The following is a 26283-nucleotide window of genomic DNA, read 5'->3' on the forward strand; positions in this document are numbered from 1 at the left end:
TATTTGTACTTGGCATTATTGCCTTTGCGTGGTGGTTTCCATTTGAGTAACTCGGCGCTTCTTGAACTCACCATAACGCAACATCACACTGGGTAAAACTAATAACGTCAGCAAGGTCGACGAAATCAGTCCCCCAATAATAATCGCTGCCATCGGTCCCATGATTTCACGTCCCGGACTGTCTGCATTAATAGCGATCGGCAACATCGCCAAAGCGGTTACCAGCGCGGTGATCAAAATAGATGGCAAACGCTCAAGAGCACCTTGGATCGCTGTTTCCATTACCCAAGCTTTACCTTCCTGTTCGATAAGGTGCTGATAGTGTGAAACCAACATGATTGCATTACGTAACGTAATACCAAACAGCGTAACAAACCCCACCAGCGAACCGATTGATAACACGCCACCAGTCAACCAGGCGGCCATCACACCACCCAATAATGAAAATGGTAAGTTCAGCAACACCAACCAAGTATTACGCACACTACGCAGTGCCATATACAGCAAAATTAAGACTACCAGTCCTATTAGAATTGAATGTATCAACAAATCCTTGCGTGACTCAGCCTCAGCCACAGCGGTTCCAGTAAATTCCGGATAAGTATCAGCATCGAACTGCACATCCTGATGCACACGCTGTTGAAGTTCGTTGAAAAAAGAACGTAAATCACGTCCTGTGACATTACAGGTGATGGTCTGCAAACGTTGAGCACCATGATGCAAAATCGCATGTCGGCCAGAAACTTGTTGTAGCTCAGCAACATCACCAAGTGTCAGCATCCGATTATCTTGAGTACGCAATGGTAAGCTTAATAAGTGATGTGGTTGTTCGCGCAAATGGGGTGGCAATACCACATGAATATCAAATAAACGGTTTCCTTCGGCTATTTGTCCAACTTTAATGCCATCAAATGCTGCTTTAATATTTTGCATCACCGTCGCCGGTTGCAAACCCCATTGTGGTAACTCATCGAGTTTAATACGAACTTGCATTTGTGGTTCGCCCGGAGGTGCGCGTAATTGGATATCCGTCGCGCCGTCAATCTCAGCCATGACCTCAGCAACTTCACGCGCTTTATAGTCTAGGGCATCCAGGTTATTCCCATAAATATTCACGACCACTGGTGAGGTATAACCTGAGATGGTTTCATCAATGCGTTCAGTCAAGAAGGTATTAACCTCAGAACTAATGCCCGGAAAGGCTTCCAGAATGTCACGAATTTCATCCAGGATGGCTTGTTGCTCTGCACCGGAAAGTGGATCCAAATCCACTTCATATTCACTGTAATGTGTACCGAACGTATCGGCACCGCGTTCCGCACGCCCAGCCCATTGGGAAGTTGCTCGCACGCCCGGGATAGCGGCTACTTGTTGTTCAATCAAACCACCTATTCGTAAGGATTCTTGCAACGATGTTCCGGGCACACTGGCGGTGTGAATGATGTAATGCCCCTCCCGCAGTTCCGGTAAAAACCGCCCACCAAAGAACGGTAATAAACTAGCACCCGCCACGCACAAGATCAGCACAGTCATCATCATCAGTTTAGGAAACTGGCAGGTAACCTTTAATATTCGACCATAATAAATTTGTAGCCAGTGAATCAATGGCGGTTCAGTAGAGCGTGTAACACCAAGCCGGCTTAATAAGGTATGGCAAAGTGCCGGTGTGACGGTTAACGCCACCAGTAATGATGCCAAAATGGCCAGAATATAAGCCTGGCCTAATGGCTCAAACATTCTTCCAGCAACTCCGCCCAAGGTTAATAGCGGCACAAACACTAGCATTACAATCAAACTGGCATACACCACTGAGCCACGGACTTCCATTGAGGCTTCATAGACAATCTGAATAACAGGTCTGGGCTCTTTTAAAGCAGCGTTTTCGCGCAGCCGGCGGAAGATATTCTCGGTATCAATAATCGCGTCATCAACCACTTCGCCTAGGGCTATAGCTAAACCACCCAACACCATAATATTGATATTGACACCGAATTCGAGTAGCACGATCAAAGCAGCAAACAACGACAACGGAATCGCTGTCATTGAAATGATTGCCGTGCGTAAATTGAACAAGAATAAGAACAACACCAATAACACCAAACCGCCGCCCACCAGTAAATGATGTTGAATATTTGCTAGTGAGGTTTGAATGTAGTTCGCGGGACGAAACAAATCCGCATGCAATTCAATGCCATCCACCTCAAAGCCATCACGAAACTCGTTCAAAGCTGTTTCAATACCCTGTGTTACCGCTAGGGTATTGGCTTGGTATTGTCCTATAACCATCAATACAATGCCTGGCTTACCACTAATGGCAGCACCGCCAATGGCTGGCGCAGCACCGTAATTAATGGTGGCAACATCACCAAGGTGTAATACCGACTGTCCTTGCTGACGAATCACCACTTTTTCCATGGTTTCAGCACTAACCGGTTGTCCGATGACCTGGAGCATCATGCGTTGGTTACTATTTTCGATAAAACCACTGCCTTGAAGCACAGTAGCTTCCCGGGCGGCTGCAACAATATCGAGTGCTGATAAGTGATACATCGCGAGTTTTTCGGGGTCGAGCTGTATCTGCATCTGCTTTTCAGCACCGCCGAATACATTGATGTCCGCTACTCCATCAACAGCCAGTAATCTCGGCGTTAAGGTCCAATCGACCATTTCCCGCAAACGCATCAGACTTTGGGTCTCAGACGTCAAACCGATGGTCATGATGGTGCCCGATGAAGATTCAAGTGGCACCATCAAAGCAGGCCCAACACCTTGGGGTAACTGACCTTGGGCCGGCATCAATCGCTCAGAGACTAATTGGCGATTGAGATAGATATCCGTTCGATCTTCAAAGGTAATGATGACAACAGATAAACCCGGAGTTGAAGCTGATCGCACAAACATGACATCCGGCAAGCCACCTAATGCATTTTCAATGGGTTGAGTGACCAACGTTTCCACTTGTTCAGCAGTAAAACCTGACGCTTCGGTCTGAATAATAACTTGCTTGGGCGCGAATTCAGGAAACACATCAAGGCTGGCTTTATAGAGTTGGTAGCCACCATAACCGAGCATCAATAAGGCAAGAGCCAGTACCACACCGCGAGAACGAACCGAAAAGGCAACCAAGTGAGAAAGCATCCGTCTTCCTGTTAATTATCGAATAAGGGATTGCTGATGATATGACTAGTCATCATCATCGTCTTCATCATGGATTTGCCATTTGAATTCTTCCGATAACAATGTCTGAGCACCTGAAGTGACGACAGCATCGCCAGGATAGATTCCTTGCTGCAAATAAATGCCTTCAACAGAGTTGATACCAGACGTTAACGACATCCGTTGAAAATGCTCTTCATCCATCCGCAGATAAGCCCATGGCTGCCCCGCATACCAGACAATTGATTGATAAGGGATCATCACACCAGATAATGTGCTGTCAGAGCTTGGCACCCAGACCTGCAATTGAGCGCCTTCTCGCAGTGGAGATGATTTATTCAGGAAATACCAGGTTTCGCCACTTAACACTGAATCAGCTGTTAGCGCAGCCGATAGCAATTGTGCCTGCCCGACATTTTCGGGTTGGTTGTTTTGGCGCCAGCGTAAGGTAGTCACTTTTTGATTTAAGGTTTGATTGGTCGGTAAGGTCACTTTGATAAGAGAGTGTTCCCGCGCCATCAACATGTCGAATGCTTCTTCACCATTGATAACCCAGTTAGCTATCGGCTGGGGCCATTGTTGACGAACTTCAGCGTGGCAATTGCTGACCAGTTGCTGTTTTAACTGTGACTCTGCTTGAGCCTGCGATAAATTGGTTTGTGCGTAGTTCACTTCTTTAGACGCCACACTTCCAGTCGCTTGTTGCAGCGTTTTCAGCCGCGTTAGTTCTTTACTTATTCCCTGTTGGTTCACCTGGGCCAAGCGCAGATTCATTTCAGCCTCTACACACCGAGAACGGGCTAAGCGTAAATCTTGCGTTGGCATGACCACGGCAACGGCACGCATTTCCGGGGTAAAGAAACTTTCCATCAAGGTCTGGCTTTTAATAGAAGCCATTTCCTGAGCGGCTTCATTTAACTCTACTGAAAGCGCAAATTGATGATTTGATACTGAATCATCATCGTCGTCATCGTGAATATTTTCAGCAGCTTGGCCATCTGACTGAGCCTGTGAGACAAAGATTGGCGAAAGAAAATAAAGCAATAAAACTATCGCTAAAAGACTGACAATCCACAATAAAATGCGTTGGCTGGTATTCATTTTCTATTCGCTGCCCCAGTGCAAAACTGCCGGTCATTACAGCATGGCTGCTTAAATGCTACAAGGATAACTTCCCAAGCTGCTTTACATGACTTGACAGCAGTCACGCGGACAGGTTTAATACCGCACCTTGTTGGCTCGATAGCTCAGTTGGTAGAGCAAGGGATTGAAAATCCCTGTGTCCCTGGTTCGATTCCAGGTCGAGCCACCATCGAATTTAAAAGCCCGATATGTTTCTCATATCGGGCTTTTTTCGTTTTAGTACTCAAACTTTTTCTACCACTCGCATGTGCTTGAGCGAAAAAAGATCTCGTTCATCTATATAGTAGGAAACTACACCAGAGCAAAGCTGAATCATCGCGAAAACCTCTACACTCGGGTTAATTAGCAAAACTTTACATATCAACCAACTAATTGTTGCGATTTTAACCTTCAACACCCTAGCAGGAATAACCTCAATATTATCAATGGGCTTCAGTGATATATATTATTGAAGACACTCATTCCTGGAAAAGATTGTTGTAAAAAAAACACACATTTAGGTAAAAATGACCAAAGTCACATTTTTTTGTTGTAAAAGTGTTGCAAAGGTTTTGTAGATGTGGAAAATACACACTTAACCGAGCACGTCTCTGGTTACGAGAGAAACTTAAAGTAATCTGTTAACAACTAGAAGGTGAACAGACATGAAAAAAACTACACTAGCTACATTAGTCGGCGCAGCAGCATTTGCAGCAGCCGGCGCAGCCAACGCAACAATCGTTGTTGGCGGCGAAAACGGATATGAATTCAGCGTTGACGGTAACATCAACCAATTCTTTATTGCTACAGACCAAGATAGCGCGAATGGCGGCTACGACCAAAACAACCAAGGCGTTGCTAATGGTTTGTTACCAACATTCTTCGGCTTTAACGTTAAAGCACCGGAAATTAATGGTTTGACCATTGGTGCACGTGTATCTATTTCTCCATCTACAAACAATGGCAGCTACGTTAGTAGCAGTGAAGCAATGGAACAACGTGAAGCGTTTGCTACAGTTGACGGTGCTTTCGGCCAGATCATGCTCGGTAAAGGCTTAGGTCTTTATGCAGCAAACAACATTTTGTTAGATCAAACTTTATACGGTGTTGGTGCAACTAGCGTTATTGCTGCCGGTGACCAAAACACTGGTACTACCTCTCTGGGTCGTATTGGTTGGGGTTATGATTATGCCAACTGGCGCTCACAAATTCGCTGGACTTCAGTCGATATGGCTGGTTTCAAAGTTGCTTTAGCTGTTGCTGATGGTGATGATTTCTTAGAAGTAAATAATGCCACTACTGGTGGTTATGAGAAAGATGCACGTTATGAAGCTTCTTTAAGCTATGCTTCTGCATTTGATGGCGGTTCAGTTAAATTGTGGCTGGATGGCATGACTCAAAAAGTTAGTTTTAATAATGTCGATAGCCTTAAAGGTAATGCTTATACCGTTGGTGGTCAGTTAGTACTGGGTGGCTTCGAAGCCGTTGCCTCTTACTACGATGGTAAAGCTCAAGGTATTGGTGGTCTGGGTCTGGGTGCAATCACAGCTAATGGTAATGAACGTGATGGTGATGGTTATTATGCACAGTTAGGTTACCGTTTCGGTGGTCAAACATTTGTAGCAGCCTCTTACGGTGAGTCTACACTTGACCGCGACGGTGCAAATACTTTTGCTGGCACATCAAACACAAACAATGCCTTTGCTGACTTAGATTCAAACAGCATGGCTACAATCGGTATCTATCATGACGTTACAGCTAACCTGAAATTGGTTGCTGAATACTCACGCATGGAAACTGAATATCACATTCAATCTGATGAAGATGAAGTTGATGTTTTGGCTATCGGTGGTTTCATCAGCTGGTAAGCAGTTATTTTCTAAACCCTCGGGTTTAGTTTAAAACTGATAAAAAGCCTCAACCTTCGGGTTGGGGCTTTTTTTTAGTTTGAGATCCTAAATAAAAGTACTAGCTTTTTAATCGTATAAAGTCATCGTACTCCTCCGCTTTTTTTTCACATTCAACTATTTATAACGCGCCCTTTTGGAGCTTATTCACCCAAAAAAGTGACTTTTTAGTGCATTGGTACAAATTTTTCTTCTGGCTCAAGAATCACTAAAGAAGATTCAAGAATGATTCTCTTCATCTTGCGAAGTCCTGCTAGATGGTAATCTAACGCCAATAATTTACCCAACCTACATTCAATAAAGCTGAAGCTTTGCGCTTCCACTCGCTATGGCATGCAAACTGCTTTATCAGTATTACCATAATTGTAAATCGTAATAATGACGAGGTATCTCAGATGAAAAAAAGATTTCTAATTTCACTTATTGCTGGTCTTTTACTAGCAGGTAATGCCAATGCAGAACCACTAAAAATTGGCTATAGCGACTGGCCTGGCTGGGTAGCGTGGGAAATAGCAATTGAAAAAAACATGTTTGAAGAAGTCGGTGTTGATGTTCAGTTTGAATGGTTTGACTACGTCGCTAGCATGGATGCGTTTGCTGCAGGCCAATTAGATGCTGTAACCATGACAAATGGTGATGCACTCGTTACAGGAGCCACCGGTGCTCAAAACGTGATGATCTTGATTAATGACTATAGCAATGGCAATGACATGATCGTCGGTGCCCCAGGCATTAATTCCATCAGCGATTTAAAAGGCAAAAAGGTTGGGGTTGAATTAGGCTTTGTGGTGCATTTGTTATTAATGAATGGTCTTGAAAAAGCCGGAATGTCTGAAAGTGATGTAAATCTAGTGAATGTACCCACCAATGAAACCCCACAAGTCTTAGCATCTGGTCAAGTTGATGCCATCGGTGCTTGGCAGCCTAATTCAGGACAAGCATTAAAGTTGGTTCCCAATTCTAAACCAATTTATACCAGTGCTGATGAACCCGGTCTTATCTATGACGTTCTGGCCGTCTCTCCTTCCAGCCTTGCAGCACGTAGGGATGAATGGAAAAAAGTCATTGATGCCTGGTATATGGCGGTTGATTACTTGAACGATCCAGAAACACGTGATGATGCTATCAGTATTATGGCGGCCAGAGTCGGTATTGAGCCGGCAGAGTATGAAGCCTTTATTGAGGGCACCAAAATCCTGACTAAACAAGAAGCTCAGGCTTTTATGAAAAAAGCGGATGGGTTTGGCTCTTTATATGGTTCAACAGCCATTGCGGATCAGTTTAATGTCGACAATAAAGTCTATGCCGATAAACAGCCTGTTGATAACTATATCGATCCGTCACTCCTGTTAGACGAATAAAGCGAATAAATCTGTAATCAGGTACCGCTAAGTATCGGTACCTGATTTCTCTCAAGGTATTTTTTGGCCATTAACTGGCAACAGATCGTTTTGTCTGGAAATTGTAAAGGTACTGACTATGTCACTTTTTTCAGTGAACAAACCGCTTACCCCACGTACTCGAAAGACGGTGACTGTCTGTAGTTTTATCTTGCCGATATTGCTGTGGTGCGTTGTTAGTTATGTGCCTTTTATCTGGCATCCCATGGTGGAAATTACCCAGCCAGGATCGGTGAGTTATTTCCGTGAAAACATGCTGGTTGATAAAGCGCTGTTTAAAACAGAATCAATAAACGCAGCAAAAAAGGGGACTGAACTGCCTGTAGGCATTCCAGCTAACCCCGTTTATCTGCCAGCGCCGCATGAAGTCGTAAAAGCTTTTTACGCTTCGTTTACAACACCGCCAAAAAGAAGTAGCGAACTGTGGCTGCACGAAAGTCTGTGGAGCAGTCTCCAGGTTATCTTTTATGGCTTTTTACTTTCATCAATTATCGGTATTCCATTAGGTATTCTCGCCGGAACCTATGCTTTTTTTTCTCGTTTATTTGAACCCTTTATTGAGTTTTTCCGGTATTTACCGGCGCCAGCTTTCGGTGCATTGGCTGTCGCCATATTGGGTATTTACCAAGCCCCTAAAATAGCCATTATTTTTATTGGTACGTTTTTTCAGCAAGTTTTAATTGTGGCAAACACCACCAGAAAACTTGATCCCGCTTTGCTTGAAGCAGGGCAAACATTAGGTGCCGGTAATCGTTCGATGCTGTTTCGGATTGTTTTACCCGGCATTCTTCCTGATCTGTATCGCGACACCCGGATCCTGCTGGGCTGGGCTTGGACATACTTAATTGTGGCCGAATTAATTGGTACCAGCTCTGGGATAACGTGGTTTATCACCCAGCAAGCCCGTTATAAAAACTTCGACAATGTGTTTGCCGCCATCATCATCGGCATTTTAGGGTTAACCATTGATCTGTTATTGGCCTGGCTGGGTCGACGTCTTTTTCCATGGCAAACCACTAATTAGGAGCACGATGTGAGCGATTTAATATTACCGGATTATCGTGTGCAAACAGAGGCTGTTAGTGATCGTTTTGCTCGCATTAAAAAACGTCCCGTTACTATGGAAGTTAAAGGATTGAGCAAATATTTCCACAGCCAGCACGGCACGGTAACGGCATTAAAAGATATCAACCTAACAATACACAAACGGGAATTTGTGTGTGTGATTGGCCCATCAGGTTGTGGTAAATCAACATTGATTCGGATCTTGGCAGGTCTGGAGCAAGCTTCCGAAGGTGAAGTCAAACTGGATGGAAAACCGGTTGATAAACCTGGTCCAGAACGCGGCATGGTCTTCCAGGGCTATACCTTATTTCCCTGGCTCACTGTCAAACAAAACATCATGTTTGGCTTACGCGAATCAGGTTTAAACAAAGGCAGCGCTGAAGCAGAAGCACGGCAGTGGATTGAATTGATTGGGTTATCTCGGTTTGAGAACAGCTACCCACATCAATTATCTGGCGGGATGAAACAACGGGTTGCCATTGCCAGAGCTCTCGCGAATAAACCCAAAGTCTTATTGATGGACGAGCCTTTCGGCGCACTCGATGCGCAAACTCGAAGCAAAATGCAATCGTATTTGATGGAAATCTGGAAAAATATTGATGTCACGGTGTTTTTTATTACCCATGATTTGGACGAAGCTATTTATCTGGCTGACCGCATTCTGGTGCTGAAGTCCAACCCCGGCGAAGTACAAGAGATTATCGAAGTCCCCGTTGCCCAGCCTCGTCATCCAGAGCAGTTTCTAACAGCTGAATTTTTAGCCACCAAAAGACATTTGGAACACCTTATCCATCCGGCAAATAAGGGTGATGACGATGAACAACTCAATATCGTTCGGATGGTACCGGTAAATGATGAAGTTGGGAGTGTTTTTTAAATGTATGAATTGAATCAAATGACTTGGGAAGAAGTGGCCGATGCTGTCAAAAATGGTGTCGATACAGCGCTGCTTCCTGTTGGCGCAACGGAGCAACATGGTCCACATATGGGTTGTGGCATGGATTCAGCTATCGCGGACAGCTTATGTCGTGAAGTGGCTAAAAATACGCCTGTATTTTTATTACCTACCCAGCCCTATGGATGTTCGATTGGTCATTCAAAACGTTGGCCCGGCACACTTGCACTCAATCCGAAAACACTGATTGATGTTATTTCTGATCTCGGTGATTGGGTTGTGTCATCCGGTATTAAAAAGCTGTTATTGATTAATGGCCATGTCACTAATGCTGCGCCACTGCGTTGTGCTCTGGAAATGCTACGAGCTCGTCATGATGACTTGATGATCGGGCTAATAAACACCGCACAACTCTCTGGTCGTGTGCGAAAAGCTCATCACGATGATGCTGAAGACTGGCATGCCAATCAGGCCGAAACCGCCTTGATGATGGCCTTACATCCTGAGTTAGTTCGTGAAGATAAATTAGCGGACGCCGACGATCCAGATCGAACAGATGGCTGTGTTTTCAGCCACCCGGTTAATCGCACCAGTCTAAATGGTGTCACTGGAAAACCCTCTGCTGCAACCAAAGCCGATGGTGAAATGCTTTTCAGCTGGATGTGCGAAGACTTAACAGATTTGGTGAAAAAAGCGATTGATGAACATCCGCCACTCAATCACAGCTATCACCAGTCTCTCGTATAAAACTATTAACAAAGAAAGGTAAAATCATGATTAACATCAAATCAGATGACGAAATCAAAAAAATTCAAGAAGATCTGAAAAGCAAAGGCGTGAAATATTGCATGGGAACCTATGTCGATATACACGGCATTCCTAAAGGCAAAGTGGTTCCTCTCTCGCATTTACACCATATGGCTCACGGTTCAGAACTGTATACAGGCTATGCAGTTGATGGTTTGGGTCAGCAACCAAATGATGACGAGATCGCTTCCGTTCCAGACTTAGACCATATTATCCAAATGCCATGGCAACCTGAAATCGCCTGGATGCCAGCAGATAATACTTTGTATAAAAAACCTTATATGCTCAGCACACGCGTGTTACTCAAATCAGTTTTGGAGCAGGCAAAAGCATTGGGGTTTGGAATGAATCTGGGCATTGAAGCCGAAGTTTATCTTGTTAAGAAAAATGCAGATGGCAGCCTATCGGTCCCTGACCCAGATGATAAATTGAAAAAGCCTTGTTATGACACGCGTGCCTTTTTAAGTAATTTCACCTGGTTAGATAAAATGGCGACCAGTATTGATGATCTTGGCTGGGGACTTTATTCATTCGACCATGAAGATGCCAATGCCCAGTTTGAATTTGACTTTAATTATGCTGATGCTGTCACCAGTTGCGACCGTTTCACCTTTTTGAAAATGATGGCAAAAGAATATGCCAAACAAGAAGACTTATTGGCGACATTTATGCCTAAACCGTTTTCTAACAAAACCGGTACGGGCGCTCACTTTAATATGTCGTTATATGACTTAGAAACAGGTGTTAACCTATTCCAGTGTAAACCTGAAGAAGATGAAAATGGTTTAGGGCTCACTAAACTGGGATACCAGTTCATTGCCGGTATTCTCAAACATGGTCCCGCTTTATGTGCCGTGTTTGCACCAACGGTAAACTCATACAAACGTCTGGTTCGTCAGGGTGATATGCCTTATTTCACCTGGGCTCCGGTATTTAATTCATTTGGTTCAAACAACCGCACCAACTCTGTTCGAGTGCCTATGGGCGGTGGTCGTTGTGAATCTCGAAACGCCGATGGTGCTGTTAATCCCTATCTGGCTGCTGCATTAGCTTTGGCCGCCGGATTGGAAGGCATAAAAGAGGGTCTGGATCCTGGTAAACCTCAAGAAGGTAACTTATACGAATTAAGCGAAGTTGAACGCGAAAAATTAGGTATTCAGTTTTTACCACGAACATTGGATGAAGCCATTCAAGCCTTTTCGGCCGATCCTTTTGTCGAAGAAGTGTTGGGCACCGAGTTAAGAAACGAATTTATTCGTTACAAACAAGCTGAGTGGAATGAATATCATACAGTGGTCAGTGCCTGGGAAATAGAACGCTATAGCCACCTGTTTTAGGCGAAAATCATATCCTCACCCCAGTTGAAAACTGGGGTGAGGGTTTTCTCCACGCAAGGTATAAACTAAAATAAATCGGTCTTAATAAATTTATACCAAGGCTCAGGGAGCAATGATGAGTAAGGAAAAAGTCTGTCGTATTAGCATTTCGATGCCAGAAGCCCTCTTGGATGAACTGGACGAAATGGTTAGCAAACGGGGCTTTGACAGTCGGTCTCAGGCAATCTGCGATATGATTAATTTACAAATCAATGAACACCGAGCCCAGCAGGGTGACTCGGTAATGACTGGTACCGTAAATCTGGTTTATAACCATTCCATTCCTGGCTTACAAAAACGGCTTCATGATCTTCAATTCGAATACATTGATGAAGTCATTAGTAGCCTGAATGTCAATTTGACGCATACCAATACGTTATCGGTCATTCTGGTGCAGGGCCCAGCCAATCGATTAAATATGATTGCCGACCAAATGATTACTCTTCGTGGTGTGGTATGTGGGCGTTTATTACTTAATGCTGAAATTATCCCCCCTATTCATCCATTGCCACCCAAACAAAAATAGAGATCGTTCATATCAGGTGTTGAGAAAACTTTTTCACCCTAAAGCATTCTTTCATTACCCTGCCAGTTGACCTGTCGATACTGATTCAGTAATTTGGCTCTCAATAACGAAACTACTGGCAATATTAATGACTGAAACCAACATCTTGCCCCATTTAATTCAGGCAATTCAATCTGAAATTCTCAATAATGAAGAAGAAATCTCTGCTCTGGACAGAGCAATAGGTGATGGTGATCATCTCACCAATCTTTTACGAGGATTGGATGCAGTTGCCAAGCTCAATAATGAGTTAATTCAGCTAGATTGGTCTGCAGCACTAATGAAAATTGGTATGACATTGATGTCAACTATGGGCGGGGCGTCTGGTTCATTGCTTGGCTCCATGTTTGTCAGTATGGGTAAAACAGCCAAAGAGCATCAGCTGGATCTTGCCGGTGTAACGGCTATTTATACGGCTGGCGTTGAATCCATTAAGGCCAGAGGCAAATCTGACTTCGGTGAAAAAACCATGCTCGATACCCTGATTCCAGTTATGGAGAGTTTACAAACCGCCGTTTTAGAGTCGCAAGATAAATCCATCGTATTGGAAAATATCAAAACCACAGCCATTGCCGGAATGCTGTCCACCAAAGAAATGCTGGCGACTAAGGGACGCGCCTCATTTCTAGGTGAACGTGCCCGAGGACACATTGATGCTGGCGCCCGCACTTGCCAATTAATCTTATGTGTTATCGCTGATGAGTTGGGTAAAAATTAACAGCCCCAACGAAGTGCTGCGGTATGAACAGGAGCATCCCATAACTGGATAATTTCTTCATCTAGCATGGTCATTGTCACAGAACAGCCAGCCATATCCAGTGACGTTGTGAAGTTACCCACCAACGAGCGTTTGATTTCAATACCCTTTTCTTCCCAGAATTTAGCAGCCAGATCAAACACAAGGTAAAGCTCCATCAGCGGCGTAGCACCGAAACCATTTACGTGGAGAAGAACTTGTTGGCCCGGCTGAGGATTTAATTCTTTATGGATTGCAGCGGTAACATGCTTTACTAATTCTTCAGCGGAGGTCATGGTCATCGGTTCCCGGCCTCTTTCACCGTGAATGCCGACGCCCATTTCGATTTCGTTTTCACTCAGTTCAAATGTTGGACGCCCTGCCGCAGGAACAGTACAACTAGTTAATGCAAATCCCATTGATGCCGTATTTTTTGCCACACGATCACCAAGGGTTTTGCACTCGCTTAGATCTTTGCCTTGTTCTGCAGCTGCGCCAACAATTTTCTCAACAATAAGTGTTCCCGCCACGCCTCTACGGCCAGTGCTATGTGCTTCAGGCAGTGAAACATCATCTTTTATCAGCACTGTTTCATGTTGGCATTCCAACATCTCAGCGGCGATTTCAAAGTTCATCACATCGCCCGCGTAGTTTTTGACGATAAATAACACGCCAGCACCATTTTCAACAGCTTCCGCAGCCGCCAGCATTTGATCCGGTGTTGGAGAAGTAAAAATTTGTCCAGGGCAGGCAGCATCTAACATTCCTTTGCCAACCAGTCCTGTATGAAGAGGTTCATGTCCTGAACCACCGCCAGATATAAGGGCAACCTTTGGTTGTTCAGATAACGTTAAACGGCGAAGGAAAGTTGGTTGCTGTTCAAGAGAAACAATATCCCGATGAGCTTTAACAAAGCCATTAAGGCTTTCATCAAGCAAAGTATCAACGTGATTTATAATTTTTTTCATGTTCTCTCTCCTACTTAATTAATATTGTTTTAACAACGTGGTTATTTCCTGAATATCTTTGAATATCCAGTCAGGAGCATAATCAATATCTGCCAAATCCGCTTCTGATGACACTCCTGTTAACACCATAATACTGCGCATACCGGCATTAACGGCTCCTAAAATATCGGTATTCAGTCTGTCACCGATGGCGATTGTGTTGTGTTTATCGGTACCCAGAATCTCAAATGCCTGCTGATACAAAATAGGCTCAGGTTTACCAATAACAATCGGCTCAACTCCCGTCGCCGCCGTTAAAGCGGCGAGCACTCCTCCATTCCCCATAACTTCGCCCAGCTCAGTAGGTAATGTGGTGTCTGCATTGGTCGCATAAAAATCAGCTCCTGCTCGGATATTTAACGTTGCTGTGGCGAGTTTGTTCCAATTCAAATCACGATCTAATCCTGAAACCACCACATCTGCCCACACATCATCAGTATTAGCCTGAGGATCAGAAGGATAATAAGTCGATGTAATTTCAAAGCCTTGCTGTTGTAGTGGCTCGATTAATCCGGATTCGCCAATCACATAAACGCGTCTTTTTGAGGTTGGTAATGTCTCTTTGAGATACTGCGCAGTTGCCATACTGGAGGTTAAGATTTCATTTGCGTTAACCTCTACCCCCATATCTGCTAGTTTTTTAATATATTGTTGTTGAGTTAGACTCGCATTATTTGTCGCGAGAACAAAAGGGATCTTGGCCTTGCGTAGAGAAGAAAAAAATTCCGTCAATCCCGACAGCGGCTTATTACCGTGCCATAACACACCATCCATATCGATGATGAATCCACCCAGGTTATTGATTGTTTGCATGATTACCCGCTTATCAAATAGTTTAGGTTAAGTGAAACTGCAAAAAGCGTCGCACAGAACAAAATAGACTGTCCAGTTATAAACGCACGCGAAAATCGTTAAAAAACCGGAAAAATTGACAGAAATGAACCTTGTGCTTTATAGTCTGCGAGCGTATTTTCAACGTAAAACTACAAATTAAATCAATTATTAGGAGCATGTCAGCATGGCAAAAGCACTTATCCAAATGGCTCTGGATTCTCTGGACTTCGATCAAACAATCGCATTGGCAGAACAAGTTGCCCCTTATGTAGATATCTTGGAAGTCGGTACACCTTGCATTAAATATAATGGCTTGGAAATCGTCACTGCCCTGAAAACTAAATTCCCTAACAACCTGATTCTGGTTGACCTGAAAACAATGGATGCTGGTGAGTATGAATCAACTCCATTCTACGAAGCAGGCGCTGATATTTGTACTGTTCTGGGTGTTTCTGATAAAGCCACAATGGGCGGCGTTATCAAAGCAGCCAACGCAAACAATGCAGAAGCTCAAATCGACTTAATCAGCGTTAAAGATAAAAAAGCTGTTGCAACTGAAGCCGCTAAAAACGGTGCGCAAATCATCGGTGTTCACACTGGTTTGGACGCACAAGCTGCAGGTCAAACTCCATTTGCTGATTTGCAAGCAATTGCATCTCTGAACTTGGGTGTTCGTATTTCTGTTGCTGGTGGCTTGAACAAAGACACCATTCAGAAAACTGTTCAAGCTGGCGCAACAATCGTTGTTGTTGGTGCGGCTATCTATGGTGCGCCTTCTCCAGCAGAATCTGCTAAAGAACTGCGTGCATTAGTTGATGCTGCATAAGCAGATCAAACAGTAGCATGAATAAAAACGAGTGGCCCAGTGCCACTCGTTTTTTTTAAGCTTAACTGACTCATCCAGATTCCAATGTGCCAGTTATGCCAGCATAACTTATTGACCATGCAGATAAATTGGTCAAAAACAACAGAGCATGATTATAATCCATAGTCTGCAGACCTGCTGGCTTGCCACACAGAATCTAAAATAGTAATTTACCCGTTGCACCAACCTCATCATGTTGGGCAGATGGGGTTAAGAATGTAACAGGGGTATACTCATGAGTGATAAAGGTTTTTTTGCTTCAATCTGCAGCTTTTTTAAAGGTTTGTTTTCTTCTGACAGTGATAGTTGCTGTAAACCAGAAACCAAAACTGCTGCACCAGCTACAAAAAAAGCGAATGACGGTTTAACTGGTGTAGAACGTTACATCCGTGCCCAATCAAATGGCGGCTCAAAATTAACGAGCGTCGAAAAATATATTCGCGGTCAATTGTCTTCAACTAAGTCAATGACAGGCGTTGAAAAATATATTCGTAGTAAAGCTAGTGCTGCACCATTGACTGGTGTGGAACGTTACATCCGTAGTAAGGCTTAAAACTACTCCGACGAGCAGACCCTATTTATATAAATGGGGAATGATTACGGTAAGGAATTTATTTCCAGCCGTGCATCGCATACGAATTTACTTAAGCTCAACAGCTTTGCAAACTAACTCAAAAAGGTAAAAAAATGGCGAATTTACTTGATCAATTAAAGCAAATGACCGTCGTTGTTGCTGATACTGGTGATATTCAAGCAATTGAAAAGTACACTCCTCGTGATGCAACAACTAATCCATCATTGATTACTGCAGCGGCGCAAATGCCGCAATATCAAGGTATCGTTGATGATACTTTGAAAGCAGCTCGTCAATCTCTTGGTGCCGATGCACCAGCTTCTGAGGTTGTTTCTTTAGCGTTTGACCGTTTGGCCGTTTCTTTTGGTCTGAAAATTCTGGAAATCATTCCAGGTCGTGTTTCTACTGAAGTAGACGCGCGTCTTTCATATGACACTGAAGCAACAATTGCCAAAGGTCGTGACCTGATTGCTCAATATGAAGCAGCGGGCGTTTCTCGTGATCGTATTTTGATCAAAATTGCGGCAACTTGGGAAGGTATTCAAGCGGCAGCGGTTCTTGAGAAAGAAGGTATTCACACCAACCTGACATTATTGTTCGGTCTGCACCAAGCCGTTGCTTGTGCTGAAAATGGTATTACGCTGATTTCACCATTTGTCGGTCGTATTCTTGATTGGTACAAAAAAGATTCAGGTCGTGACTCTTACCCAGCAAACGAAGATCCTGGCGTATTGTCAGTAACTGAAATCTACAGCTACTATAAAAAATTTGGTTACAACACTGAAGTTATGGGCGCAAGCTTCCGTAATGTTGGTGAAATTACTGAATTGGCAGGCGTTGATTTATTAACAATTTCTCCAAGCCTGTTGGATGAATTGCAAAAAACTGAAGGCACGTTGGAACGTAAATTGTCGCCTGAAGTTGCTGCAAAAGCAGATGTTGCAAAATTGAATTTAGACAAAGCTACCTTTGATGCGATGCATGCTGAAAATCGCATGGCGGCAGAAAAACTGTCTGAAGGCATTGATGGTTTTGCTAAAGCACTGGAATCACTGGAAGAACTGCTGGCTACACGTCTGGCAAATCTGGAAAGCTAATTTCTTGATTAGCAATCTACAGTCAGGTTGCGGTTAAACCCGCGACCTGATTAAACAGTTTTTGGCTCAATTGACTTATCGCCAAATTCTGAACTATAGTCCCGCTCGCACTAATGCAGCGTGACAATAATTTTTTTAAATCTTAGGAGTAAAATAACATGGCTGAAATTCAAATGGCTCTGGATTCATTGGATTTTGACGCAACTATGGCGCTGGCTGAACAAGTCGCACCTTACGTCGATATTCTGGAAATCGGTACACCTTGCATCAAGTACAACGGTCTGAAATTAGTTAAAGCTTTGAAAGCTGCTCACCCAGACAAAAAAATCCTGGTTGACCTGAAAACTATGGATGCTGGTGAATACGAAGCAACTCCTTTCTTTGAAGCTGGTGGTGATATCACTACTGTATTGGGTGCTTCTGATGAAGCGACCATGAAAGGTGTTATCAAAGCTGCAAACGCTAACAATGCAGAAGCTCAAATCGATTTGATCGGTGTTGAAGATAAATCTGCTGTTGCTAAACAAGCAGCTGCTAACGGCGCGCACATCATCGGTGTTCACACTGGTCTTGACGCACAAGCTGCTGGTCAAACTCCATTCGAAGATCTGAAAACCATCGCTGGTTTGGGTCTGAATGTTAAAATTTCTGTTGCTGGTGGTATTAACAAAGACACTATCCAAAGCACTGTTCGTGCTGGTGCGGATATCGTTGTTGTTGGTGCTGCAATCTATGGCGCACCTTCTCCAGCAGAATCAGCTAAAGAACTGCGTGCATTGGTTGACGCAGCATAAGGATTAGTAAAATGACAATGCATCGTGATCTAGTTGTAAACAAAATCACTGATATCCTGAAATCAACTGACAGTTCACTTGAAGCTGAATTTGTTGCTATGTGTGATGATGCCAAGCGCATCTTTATCACAGGCGCGGGTCGTTCAAAACTGGTAGGTAATTTCTTGGGTATGAGGCTGATGCATAGTGGTTATACTGTCTATGTTCAAGGTGAAATCAGCACTCCAAGTATCCGCGAAGGCGATTTGTTAATCGTTATTTCGGGTTCTGGTGAAACAACACAGCTGGTTTCATTTGCGAATAAAGCTAAATCTGAGAACGCTAAAGTGGTTTTGATTTGTTCAAAATCCAGTTCAACGATTGGCGATATCGCAGATAAAACGATTCAAATTGGTACTGATAATAGTTTTGCCCCAACAAAGGGCATGCCCATGGGTACTATGTTTGAGTTGTCTACTTTGATTTTCTTGGAATCAATCGTTTCTCATTTAATTCATGAGAAAGGTATTCCAGAAGAAGAAATGAAATATAGACACGCTAATATGGAATAACCACTTTCCTTAGCAGTAAAATAAAAACGGGCAATCTTCGGGTTGCCCGTTTTTTTATGTCTGTCGTTCTTGTATCTCAAAACGTATAATGATTGGCTATTTAAATTAAACCGGTTTTGAGATTTATGTCCGCCAAAACACTTTACGACAAATTATGGGATCAACACGTTGTTCGCAGTGAACAGGATGGTACTGCGTTAATTTATATTGATCGTCATCTGGTTCACGAAGTCACTTCCCCTCAAGCATTTGAAGGTTTACGCTTGGCGGGACGTATTCCTTATCGACTTAATTCGATCCTGGCAACACCGGATCATAATGTGCCGACCAATCATCGTGAACTAGGTATCGCCGATCCCATCTCACGGTTACAAGTCGAAACGCTGGATCAAAATTGCGCGCAATTTGGTATTACTGAATTTGGCCTCAATGATTTACGTCAGGGCATTGTGCATGTTGTGGGTCCTGAACAAGGCGCTACCCTTCCAGGTATGACTGTCGTATGTGGTGACTCTCATACCTCAACTCATGGCGCTTTTGGCGCTTTAGCGTTTGGTATTGGCACATCCGAAGTTGAGCACGTCATGGCAACGCAATGCCTGATTCAGCGTAAATCCAAAAATATGCTGGTGAAAGTAGAAGGTCACGTCAATCCGGGAATCACTGCAAAAGACATTGTCTTGGCCATTATTGGTGAAATTGGCACGGCTGGTGGTACTGGTTATGCCATTGAATTCGCCGGAGAAGCTATTCAGGATTTGTCCATGGAAGGACGGATGACCGTTTGTAATATGACGATCGAAGCTGGCGCCCGCGCAGGCATGATTGCTGTTGACGACACCACTATCAATTATCTCAAAGATCGACCTTTTGCACCGAAAGGTGAAAACTGGGATAAGGCAGTCGCTTCATGGAAAGAATTGCATAGTGATGCAGATGCGCATTTCGATAATGTAGTGACGCTTGATGCTAGCCAAATTAAGCCCCAAGTCACCTGGGGCACTTCGCCTGAAATGGTAGTGCCTGTAGATGCAAATATTCCTGACCCAAGTGCAGAAGTGGATGCCGTAAAACGTAATGGCATGCTCAAAGCATTGAAATACATGGGCTTAAATGCAAATCAGCCCATTCAAGAAATTCGCTTAGACAGAGTTTTTATAGGTTCGTGTACCAACTCACGTATTGAAGATTTACGGGAAGCCGCAGCAGCAATTAAAGGCGGTAAAGTAGCCTCTTCAGTCAAACAAGCGATGGTGGTTCCGGGCTCGGGTTTAGTGAAACAACAAGCTGAGTTGGAAGGCTTGGACAAGATTTTTGTTGAAGCCGGATTTGAATGGCGCGATCCAGGTTGCTCCATGTGCTTGGCGATGAATGCCGATCGCCTGGAAGCCGGCGAGCATTGTGCATCGACTTCGAACCGTAATTTTGAAGGTCGTCAAGGTCAAGGTGGACGTACCCACTTAGTCAGTCCTGCAATGGCAGCTGCTGCCGCAATTGCCGGTCATTTTGTTGATATCACTGCTCATTAATGGCAACAAATTATCAAGCTGCTGAGGCAGAACTCAGCACCTTACGTGATTTTCTGCGTTGGACTACCTCACGGTTTGAAGAAGCGAGGTTATTTTTTGGCCACGGTAATAACGATGCGTTTAATGAAGCAACCCAACTTATCCTGCACAGCCTGAAACTTCCGGTAACAGAGTTACCGGAACTGTTTCTTGATGCCCGGCTATGTAGTGCTGAAAAACAGGCTTTACTCCAGTTAGTCAAACGGCGAATTGAAGAACGTGTACCGGTGCCTTATCTCACACATGAAGCCTGGTTTGCTGGCCTGCCATTCTATGTAGATGAACGTGTACTCATTCCGCGTTCTCCTTTTGCGGAATTAATTGATAGCCAATTTGCCCCTTGGTTGCAGGATGCCGAGTCAGTAGAACGTATTCTAGATATGTGTACTGGCAGTGCCTGTATTGCAATTGCATTAGCAATGGCGTTTGAAGGTGCAGAAGTTGATGCAGTAGATATTAGTCAGGAAGCACTAAGTGTCGCGCAGATCAATAAAAACAAACATCAGTTGGGTGATGAGTTAACACTCTTCAAATCAGATTTATGGGCAGAACTGAATACTCAGCGCCAATATGATTTGATTGTTAGCAATCCGCCCTATGTGGGTGATATTGAAATGGCTAGCCTGCCTGCTGAATATCATCACGAACCCGTGCATGCGCTACAGGCTGAAGATAATGGCCTTGCATTGGTTGAACAGATCATTATTGGTGCAGCGCAGTTCCTAACCCCACATGGCCTATTATTTGTTGAGGTGGGCAATAGTGATTTAGCTGTAGATGAGAGATGGCCGGAAACCCATTTTTTATGGCTCGATATGGAACAAGGCGGTCATGGGATCTTTATGCTGACTCAACAACAATGTGCTGAATTTGTTGCCACCTATTCTTGAGTTTCACTAACGGGCAGCTCTGACTCTGCCCGATAAACCCTCACACAGTTTCGCCCGGCCATTTTAGCCTGATACATCGCACGATCGGCCATCTCAAAAAGACTATTCAATGTATCTTGTTTGTCGTGTCGTAAGTTGGCTACTCCCACACTTATCGTAATGTTGATACTCGCGGGTTTAAATCTTGTTAATCGCTTCTGCATACGCTGCATCAATGTTGTAGCAGCTTGCTCATCGCATCCAGGTAACAACAAAACAAATTCTTCGCCCGACCAACGGGCAATCATATCGACATCACGAACATGACGTTTCAGCCAGTTACCTAGTTCGGCTAATAAATTATCACCACGAACAAAGCCATGCTGTTCATTAATTGCTCGGAAATGGTCCAGATCGATGACGGCCATCGCTAAATCACGCTTGAAACGATAAGCTTCGCTTAAATATTTACCGGCAAATTCACGTAATGCATGACGATTAAATAATTGCGTCAGTTCATCCAGCATTGCCAGACTGCATAATGAATTTTGCTGCGCCCGTAACTCCCGAAAATTTTGGTAGCTGGTAATGTGATTAAACACCCGTTGACGCAGCTCTTCACGAACAATCGGTTTAGATACAAAATCATTGACGCCGAGATGAAATAACTCAATTTTGCGTGACACATTATCAAAGCCAGAAGTCGCGATGATGGGCACATTGCCATAGTCTTCACGCAAACGACGGATCTTTCTCACCAGCGTAATACCGCTCATGCTGCCTTCCAACATGATATCGGTAATAACCAAATCATAATCGCCGCCACTGAACGCATCCCATGCTTCTTCTGCAAAGGTATAGGCATCGACATCCAGCCCCATGTCGGTCAGTAAATCGATAATGATGGTCTGTAATACGCGGGAGTCTTCGATGAATAATACCCTACCAGATAATTGGCGGGTTTCACGTTGGGCAAGACGTTGCACATAAATACCCAATTCAGATTCATCATGTTTGCTAAAAATATCGGTGGCGCCAGCCAATAATGCTTGTTTAAGAATTCTGGAATTATCACTCTCTGTCATGATCAACACGGCAGCATAATCATAACCGTTGATTGCACGTAATTGACCACAGAACTCACTGCCAGCGATGTCGGGTAGGTCGTCACTGCAACAGACTAATCGGTATCGGGTTTGCTGAGCATATTCCAGCCCTTGATAACCCGTATCAGCGATGTCTACTTCAAATCCGGCTGCCGACAATAGCGCGCGGGCTTTATTTCTAAATTCTGTAGATGCGTCTACTACTAATGCATTGAGTTTTTGCACTAAACCAATCCTTTTTACTTATGTGCATTCTGCCTGTTGCTGAACATTAACAGCAAGCTTTCCCTGACAGAATTTGTTGCGTAAAACTTGTACGAAGGTAAAAACCGCATGGATGATGTAATTCAACCTCACCATCATGACCAATTTGGCGGTTAGTCACTCGACTATGTGCTGCCTTGGGCCTTATCTGTAAATAACGTCCTAATCGGGCTGTAACAGCACCATCAGCGATCATTATTTCCATCAATTCTTCCCAATCTTGTTGCAGAATCATCTCCTGCTGTTTTGAAGGTTGCCACAAAATGGCCTGTCCAACATAGCGATCTTGCAACGATATTGCATTATCAGCTTCAATGGGTAACCACAAAACTTTGCTCAGTTTACGACGCAACCAGCATGTATGCCAATGAGTTTCTGCCACAGCTCTAGGAGTAACAGTACAAACATAAGTAGATTCTTTTGGTTCAGCACGAGTATTCAGAGGAATCGTTTTTAACTCAATGCCGAGGGCAACAAAATCTGGTTCTGCTTGAGTACCAGCATCTGCGCCAAGTACGCGCTCCAACAAATTGCCTAACCAGCCTTTATGCCGTCGCAGGTCCGCTGGAACAGGCATATGACATTGCTGCGCCAGCTGACCTACCGTTTTACCGGCTATTTGCTGACAGCGTTGCATCAGTTCCGCTTCAGAAGCAGGTGGAGATACCGGGATTAATGTTGGGATAATATGATCAGACATAGGTGGCATGATAATCTAGTACGTTTAAATCTGCTTAAGGCGATTCTGGTGAAAGCGCTTACCATCGAACAACTCAACAAAACCTATCGCAATGGCTTAGAAGCTCTGAAAGACATCAATCTGACGGTAGATGAAGGGGATTTTTTTGCCTTGTTAGGACCTAATGGTGCGGGAAAGTCCACAACCATCAGCATACTCACCTCACTGGTTACCAAAACCAGTGGTTCGGTAAAAATCTTTGATGCCGATTTAGACAGCCAGACCGAATTAGCGAAAAGTTATATCGGTTTGGTGCCGCAGGAATTTAATTTTAATGGTTTTGAGCAGGTTAAACATATTCTGGTGACTCAGGCCGGTTATTACGGTGTGCCGGCCAAGCAAGCTGAACCTCGTGCAGATGCCTTGCTGAAACAACTGGGCTTATGGGAAAAACGTCATACCGCATCTCGTTCATTATCCGGTGGTATGAAACGACGACTAATGATTGCCCGAGCACTGGTGCACAATCCCCGACTGCTGATATTAGATGAACCTACCGCTGGCGTAGATATTGAGTTACGCCGTTCGATGTGGGTGTTTTTACGTGAAATCAATCAACGTGGCACCACCATTATTCTCACCACGCATTATCTGGAAGAAGCAGAAAATCTGTGCCGCAATATTGCCATCATCGATAAAGGTCGCATTGTGGAAAATACCGATATGAAATCGTTATTAAACCGTCTGGATAAAGAAACATTTGTGTTGGATTTACTGGAACCATTGATCGATAACAGCCTGTTAAACGGTATTGCTTATCATCAGGTTGATGCTCATACCATCGAAGTCGAGTTGCAGCGTCAGGAAGGTTTGAATGACCTGTTCAGTGAATTAACCAAACGTGGAATCAAAGTGGGCAGTATGAAAAACAAGGTCAATCGTCTGGAAGAATTATTTTTAACCTTGGTTGAACGTCCGGGGTCTGTTGAATGAATAATCGTAGACAACATCATTGGATTGCCTTTTCAACGTTGGTCACCCGAGAAATCAGACGGTTTCTGCGGATCTGGGCGCAAACCTTATTGCCACCAGCGATTACCATGACCTTGTATTTCATTATCTTCGGTAACTTGATTGGTACCCGGATTGGTGAAATGGATGGCTTCAGTTATATGGAATATATCGCGCCAGGCATCATCATGATGGCAATCATTAATAACGCCTACTCCAATGTGGCCTCGTCGTTTTTTAGTGCCAAATTTCAAAATCATATTGAAGAATTGATGGTGTCCCCTGTTCCCAACTACATTATTCTGGCGGGTTATGTCGTAGGGGGGGTAGTACGTGGATTATGTGTGGGACTGATCGTTACTTTAGTGTCGTTGTTTTTTACCAAACTCACCATACAACATATCGGCATCACCATTTGCATGGTGTTTCTCAGCGCTATCATGTTTGCATTGGGCGGTTTTATTAACGCCCTTTATGCGCGCAGCTTCGATGAGATCTCGATTATTCCGACTTTTATTCTTACCCCACTCACCTATCTGGGTGGTGTGTTTTATTCGATCTCTCTACTCCCTGAATTCTGGCAAAACGTTTCGTTGTTAAACCCTGTTTTGTATATGGTCAATGCGTTCCGTTACGGATTATTGGGTGTCTCGGATATTCCGGTAGTCGCTGCTTTTGCCATCATTCTGCTGTTTATCACTGCGCTGACCGCTTATGCGCTTTACCTGCTCCATAAAGGTACTGGCTTGAGGAATTGATTTTTATTAACCACAGAGGACACGCTGTTTTATAAATATTACGCAGATGGACGCAGATTAAATAAATGGTTTTTAGGATGATGCTGAGATACACAACGTAAAACCTTTCAAGGCTAACTTCGCTTAGACCGACTGGTTAAATCATTCATGAAGCATCTGCATAAATCTGCGGATACATCAATAATAAAAACACTGTGCCCTCTGTGTCTCTGTGGTTACTTTTAATCTCCGCCTATTAACTTGAGCGCATCCCGAACCACTCCAATCCCGGCTCCAGTTAAGTGAGCATTCTCACTTAAGTGCCGTCGCCAGCGACGTGCACCGGGCAAGCCTTGAAATAAACCCAGCATATGGCGGGTAATTGATTTCAAGGGTCTCCCTTCTTTCATACGCATTTCGATATATGGCAGCATCAATTCAACGATTTCATGCTGACCCGGTATTAAGCGATCATCATTAAAAATTCGTTTGTCCGCATCAGCCAAAATATATGGCTGGTGATAAAGCGCTCTTCCCATCATCACCCCATCGACATGTTGCAGATGGTTTTTGGCTTCATCCAGCGTGTGTATGCCGCCATTGATATCCAGATGTAATTCAGGAAACTCCTGCTTTATCTGGTATACCTTTGCGTACTCTAGCGGTGGAATATCCCGATTTTCTTTTGGACTTAAGCCTTTTAACCAGGCTTTTCGGGCGTGCAGAATCACGGCATCGACTTCAACCTGATAAATTGCGTCTACAAAATCTCTGACAAATTCATAGCCGTCGTGCTCATCAATCCCTAATCGAGTTTTAACGGTGATTGGAATATCGGTTGCCTGCTTCATCGCTACCACACATTCAGCCACCAACTGAGGTTCAGCCATTAAACAGGCACCAAAACGGCCATTCTGAACGCGATCGCTGGGGCAGCCGACATTCAGGTTAATTTCCTGATAACCGGCCTCGGCACCTAACTTGGCACAAGTTGCTAATTCTGCCGGTTCACTGCCACCCAATTGCAATGCCATTGGATATTCAATTTCATCATGTGCTAAAAAACGTTGATGATCGCCGTGGAGCAAAGCACCAGTAGTGATCATTTCGGTATACAGCATGGTATGTTTTGAAATAAGTCGGCATAAATAACGGAAATCCCGATCCGTCCAATCCAGCATCGGGGCCAGTGATAAGCGATGGGCAAATTTAATATTTGTGTTCAAAGTCATAATAAGGCCTGTTTAATCCGACATTTTCGCAAATCAACCGCTAAAATGCCCATTTAATACGATTTT

24 protein-coding genes and 1 tRNA gene are annotated in these 26283 nt (G+C 43.9%); 18 read left to right on the top strand and 7 right to left on the bottom strand.

Annotation, left to right across the window (positions count from 1 at the left end; all coding sequences use genetic code 11):
• Positions 1–15: 15 nt before the first annotated feature.
• Positions 16–3138 (bottom strand): efflux RND transporter permease subunit, encoded by a 3123-nt coding sequence (locus tag ACN0V2_RS04930; protein WP_417549676.1) that lies wholly within the window; start codon positions 3136–3138, stop codon positions 16–18.
• Between the two features lie 45 nt (positions 3139–3183).
• Positions 3184–4257 carry a hypothetical protein gene (locus ACN0V2_RS04935; RefSeq protein ID WP_417549677.1) on the bottom strand — a complete coding sequence of 358 codons (1074 nt, stop codon included), beginning with the start codon at positions 4255–4257 and terminating at the stop codon, positions 3184–3186.
• Positions 4258–4392: 135 nt separating this feature from the next.
• Here ACN0V2_RS04935 and ACN0V2_RS04940 point away from each other — a divergent pair.
• The 9 genes from ACN0V2_RS04940 to dhaL all read left to right on the top strand — a co-directional run bounded on the left by ACN0V2_RS04940 (position 4393) and on the right by dhaL (position 13011).
• A tRNA-Phe gene (locus tag ACN0V2_RS04940) sits at positions 4393–4468 on the top strand.
• A 475-nt stretch (positions 4469–4943) separates the two neighbouring features.
• Positions 4944–6146 (top strand): porin, encoded by a 1203-nt coding sequence (locus ACN0V2_RS04945; protein ID WP_417549678.1) that lies wholly within the window; start codon positions 4944–4946, stop codon positions 6144–6146.
• Between the two features lie 434 nt (positions 6147–6580).
• The gene (locus ACN0V2_RS04950; RefSeq protein WP_417549679.1) at positions 6581–7546 is read left to right on the top strand and encodes an ABC transporter substrate-binding protein; all 966 of its coding nucleotides are present in this window, start codon (positions 6581–6583) and stop codon (positions 7544–7546) included.
• A 118-nt stretch (positions 7547–7664) separates the two neighbouring features.
• Entirely contained in the window at positions 7665–8609 is a 945-nt protein-coding gene (locus ACN0V2_RS04955; RefSeq protein WP_417549680.1) for an ABC transporter permease, read from the top strand.
• Positions 8610–8618: 9 nt separating this feature from the next.
• Positions 8619–9527: an ABC transporter ATP-binding protein gene (locus ACN0V2_RS04960; protein ID WP_417549681.1), complete on the top strand. Its 909-nt coding sequence runs from the start codon at positions 8619–8621 to the stop codon at positions 9525–9527.
• A complete protein-coding gene (locus tag ACN0V2_RS04965) occupies positions 9528–10292 on the top strand; it encodes a creatininase family protein (protein ID WP_417549682.1) in 765 nt (254 codons plus the stop codon). It begins immediately after the preceding gene.
• Positions 10293–10318: 26 nt separating this feature from the next.
• A complete protein-coding gene (glnT, locus tag ACN0V2_RS04970) occupies positions 10319–11689 on the top strand; it encodes a type III glutamate--ammonia ligase (RefSeq protein WP_417549683.1) in 1371 nt (456 codons plus the stop codon).
• Between the two features lie 115 nt (positions 11690–11804).
• Positions 11805–12254 carry a nickel-responsive transcriptional regulator NikR gene (gene nikR / locus ACN0V2_RS04975; protein ID WP_417549684.1) on the top strand — a complete coding sequence of 150 codons (450 nt, stop codon included), beginning with the start codon at positions 11805–11807 and terminating at the stop codon, positions 12252–12254.
• Between the two features lie 127 nt (positions 12255–12381).
• A complete protein-coding gene (gene dhaL, locus ACN0V2_RS04980; protein WP_417549685.1) occupies positions 12382–13011 on the top strand; it encodes a dihydroxyacetone kinase subunit DhaL in 630 nt (209 codons plus the stop codon).
• Here dhaL and dhaK read toward each other — a convergent pair.
• The gene (dhaK, locus tag ACN0V2_RS04985) at positions 13008–13997 is read right to left on the bottom strand and encodes a dihydroxyacetone kinase subunit DhaK (RefSeq protein WP_417549686.1); all 990 of its coding nucleotides are present in this window, start codon (positions 13995–13997) and stop codon (positions 13008–13010) included. The genes dhaL and dhaK overlap by 4 nt on opposite strands.
• 18 nt (positions 13998–14015) lie before the next feature.
• Positions 14016–14849, bottom strand: a complete 834-nt coding sequence (locus ACN0V2_RS04990; RefSeq protein ID WP_417549687.1) for an HAD-IIA family hydrolase — start codon at positions 14847–14849, stop codon at positions 14016–14018.
• Positions 14850–15054: 205 nt separating this feature from the next.
• Here ACN0V2_RS04990 and hxlA (ACN0V2_RS04995) point away from each other — a divergent pair, with 205 nt between their 5' ends.
• From hxlA (ACN0V2_RS04995) to prmB, 7 genes are all read left to right on the top strand, one after another.
• Positions 15055–15696, top strand: coding sequence for a 3-hexulose-6-phosphate synthase (gene hxlA / locus ACN0V2_RS04995; RefSeq protein WP_417549688.1), 642 nt, complete (start codon positions 15055–15057; stop codon positions 15694–15696).
• A gap of 274 nt (positions 15697–15970) precedes the next feature.
• Positions 15971–16288 carry a hypothetical protein gene (locus ACN0V2_RS05000; RefSeq protein WP_417549689.1) on the top strand — a complete coding sequence of 106 codons (318 nt, stop codon included), beginning with the start codon at positions 15971–15973 and terminating at the stop codon, positions 16286–16288.
• Positions 16289–16422: 134 nt separating this feature from the next.
• Complete coding sequence (locus ACN0V2_RS05005; protein WP_417549690.1) at positions 16423–17406, top strand: transaldolase; 984 nt, start codon at positions 16423–16425, stop codon at positions 17404–17406.
• A gap of 158 nt (positions 17407–17564) precedes the next feature.
• Positions 17565–18200: a 3-hexulose-6-phosphate synthase gene (hxlA, locus tag ACN0V2_RS05010; RefSeq protein ID WP_417549691.1), complete on the top strand. Its 636-nt coding sequence runs from the start codon at positions 17565–17567 to the stop codon at positions 18198–18200.
• An 11-nt stretch (positions 18201–18211) separates the two neighbouring features.
• A complete protein-coding gene (gene hxlB, locus ACN0V2_RS05015; RefSeq protein ID WP_417549692.1) occupies positions 18212–18751 on the top strand; it encodes a 6-phospho-3-hexuloisomerase in 540 nt (179 codons plus the stop codon).
• A 125-nt stretch (positions 18752–18876) separates the two neighbouring features.
• On the top strand, positions 18877–20280 hold the full coding sequence (gene leuC, locus ACN0V2_RS05020) for a 3-isopropylmalate dehydratase large subunit (RefSeq protein ID WP_417549693.1): 1404 nt from the start codon (positions 18877–18879) through the stop codon (positions 20278–20280).
• On the top strand, positions 20280–21209 hold the full coding sequence (gene prmB / locus ACN0V2_RS05025; RefSeq protein WP_417549694.1) for a 50S ribosomal protein L3 N(5)-glutamine methyltransferase: 930 nt from the start codon (positions 20280–20282) through the stop codon (positions 21207–21209). The genes leuC and prmB overlap by 1 nt, the downstream gene beginning before the upstream one ends.
• Here the strand turns inward: prmB and ACN0V2_RS05030 are convergent.
• Complete coding sequence (locus ACN0V2_RS05030; protein ID WP_417549695.1) at positions 21200–22519, bottom strand: diguanylate cyclase; 1320 nt, start codon at positions 22517–22519, stop codon at positions 21200–21202. The genes prmB and ACN0V2_RS05030 overlap by 10 nt on opposite strands.
• A gap of 46 nt (positions 22520–22565) precedes the next feature.
• A complete protein-coding gene (mutH, locus tag ACN0V2_RS05035) occupies positions 22566–23258 on the bottom strand; it encodes a DNA mismatch repair endonuclease MutH (RefSeq protein ID WP_417549696.1) in 693 nt (230 codons plus the stop codon).
• 45 nt (positions 23259–23303) lie between these two features.
• Between mutH and ACN0V2_RS05040 the strand changes: the two genes are divergently transcribed.
• Complete coding sequence (locus ACN0V2_RS05040; protein ID WP_417549731.1) at positions 23304–24230, top strand: ABC transporter ATP-binding protein; 927 nt, start codon at positions 23304–23306, stop codon at positions 24228–24230.
• The gene (locus ACN0V2_RS05045) at positions 24227–25006 is read left to right on the top strand and encodes an ABC transporter permease (protein ID WP_417549697.1); all 780 of its coding nucleotides are present in this window, start codon (positions 24227–24229) and stop codon (positions 25004–25006) included. Before ACN0V2_RS05040 ends, ACN0V2_RS05045 begins: the two co-directional genes overlap by 4 nt.
• 221 nt (positions 25007–25227) lie before the next feature.
• Here ACN0V2_RS05045 and dusA read toward each other — a convergent pair whose 3' ends face one another.
• Positions 25228–26217 carry a tRNA dihydrouridine(20/20a) synthase DusA gene (gene dusA / locus ACN0V2_RS05050; protein ID WP_417549698.1) on the bottom strand — a complete coding sequence of 330 codons (990 nt, stop codon included), beginning with the start codon at positions 26215–26217 and terminating at the stop codon, positions 25228–25230.
• Between the last annotated feature and the right edge of the window lie 66 nt (positions 26218–26283).

The sequence above is a fragment of the Methylophaga sp. genome (assembly GCF_048266885.1).
Taxonomy (GTDB): Bacteria; Pseudomonadota; Gammaproteobacteria; order Nitrosococcales; family Methylophagaceae; genus Methylophaga.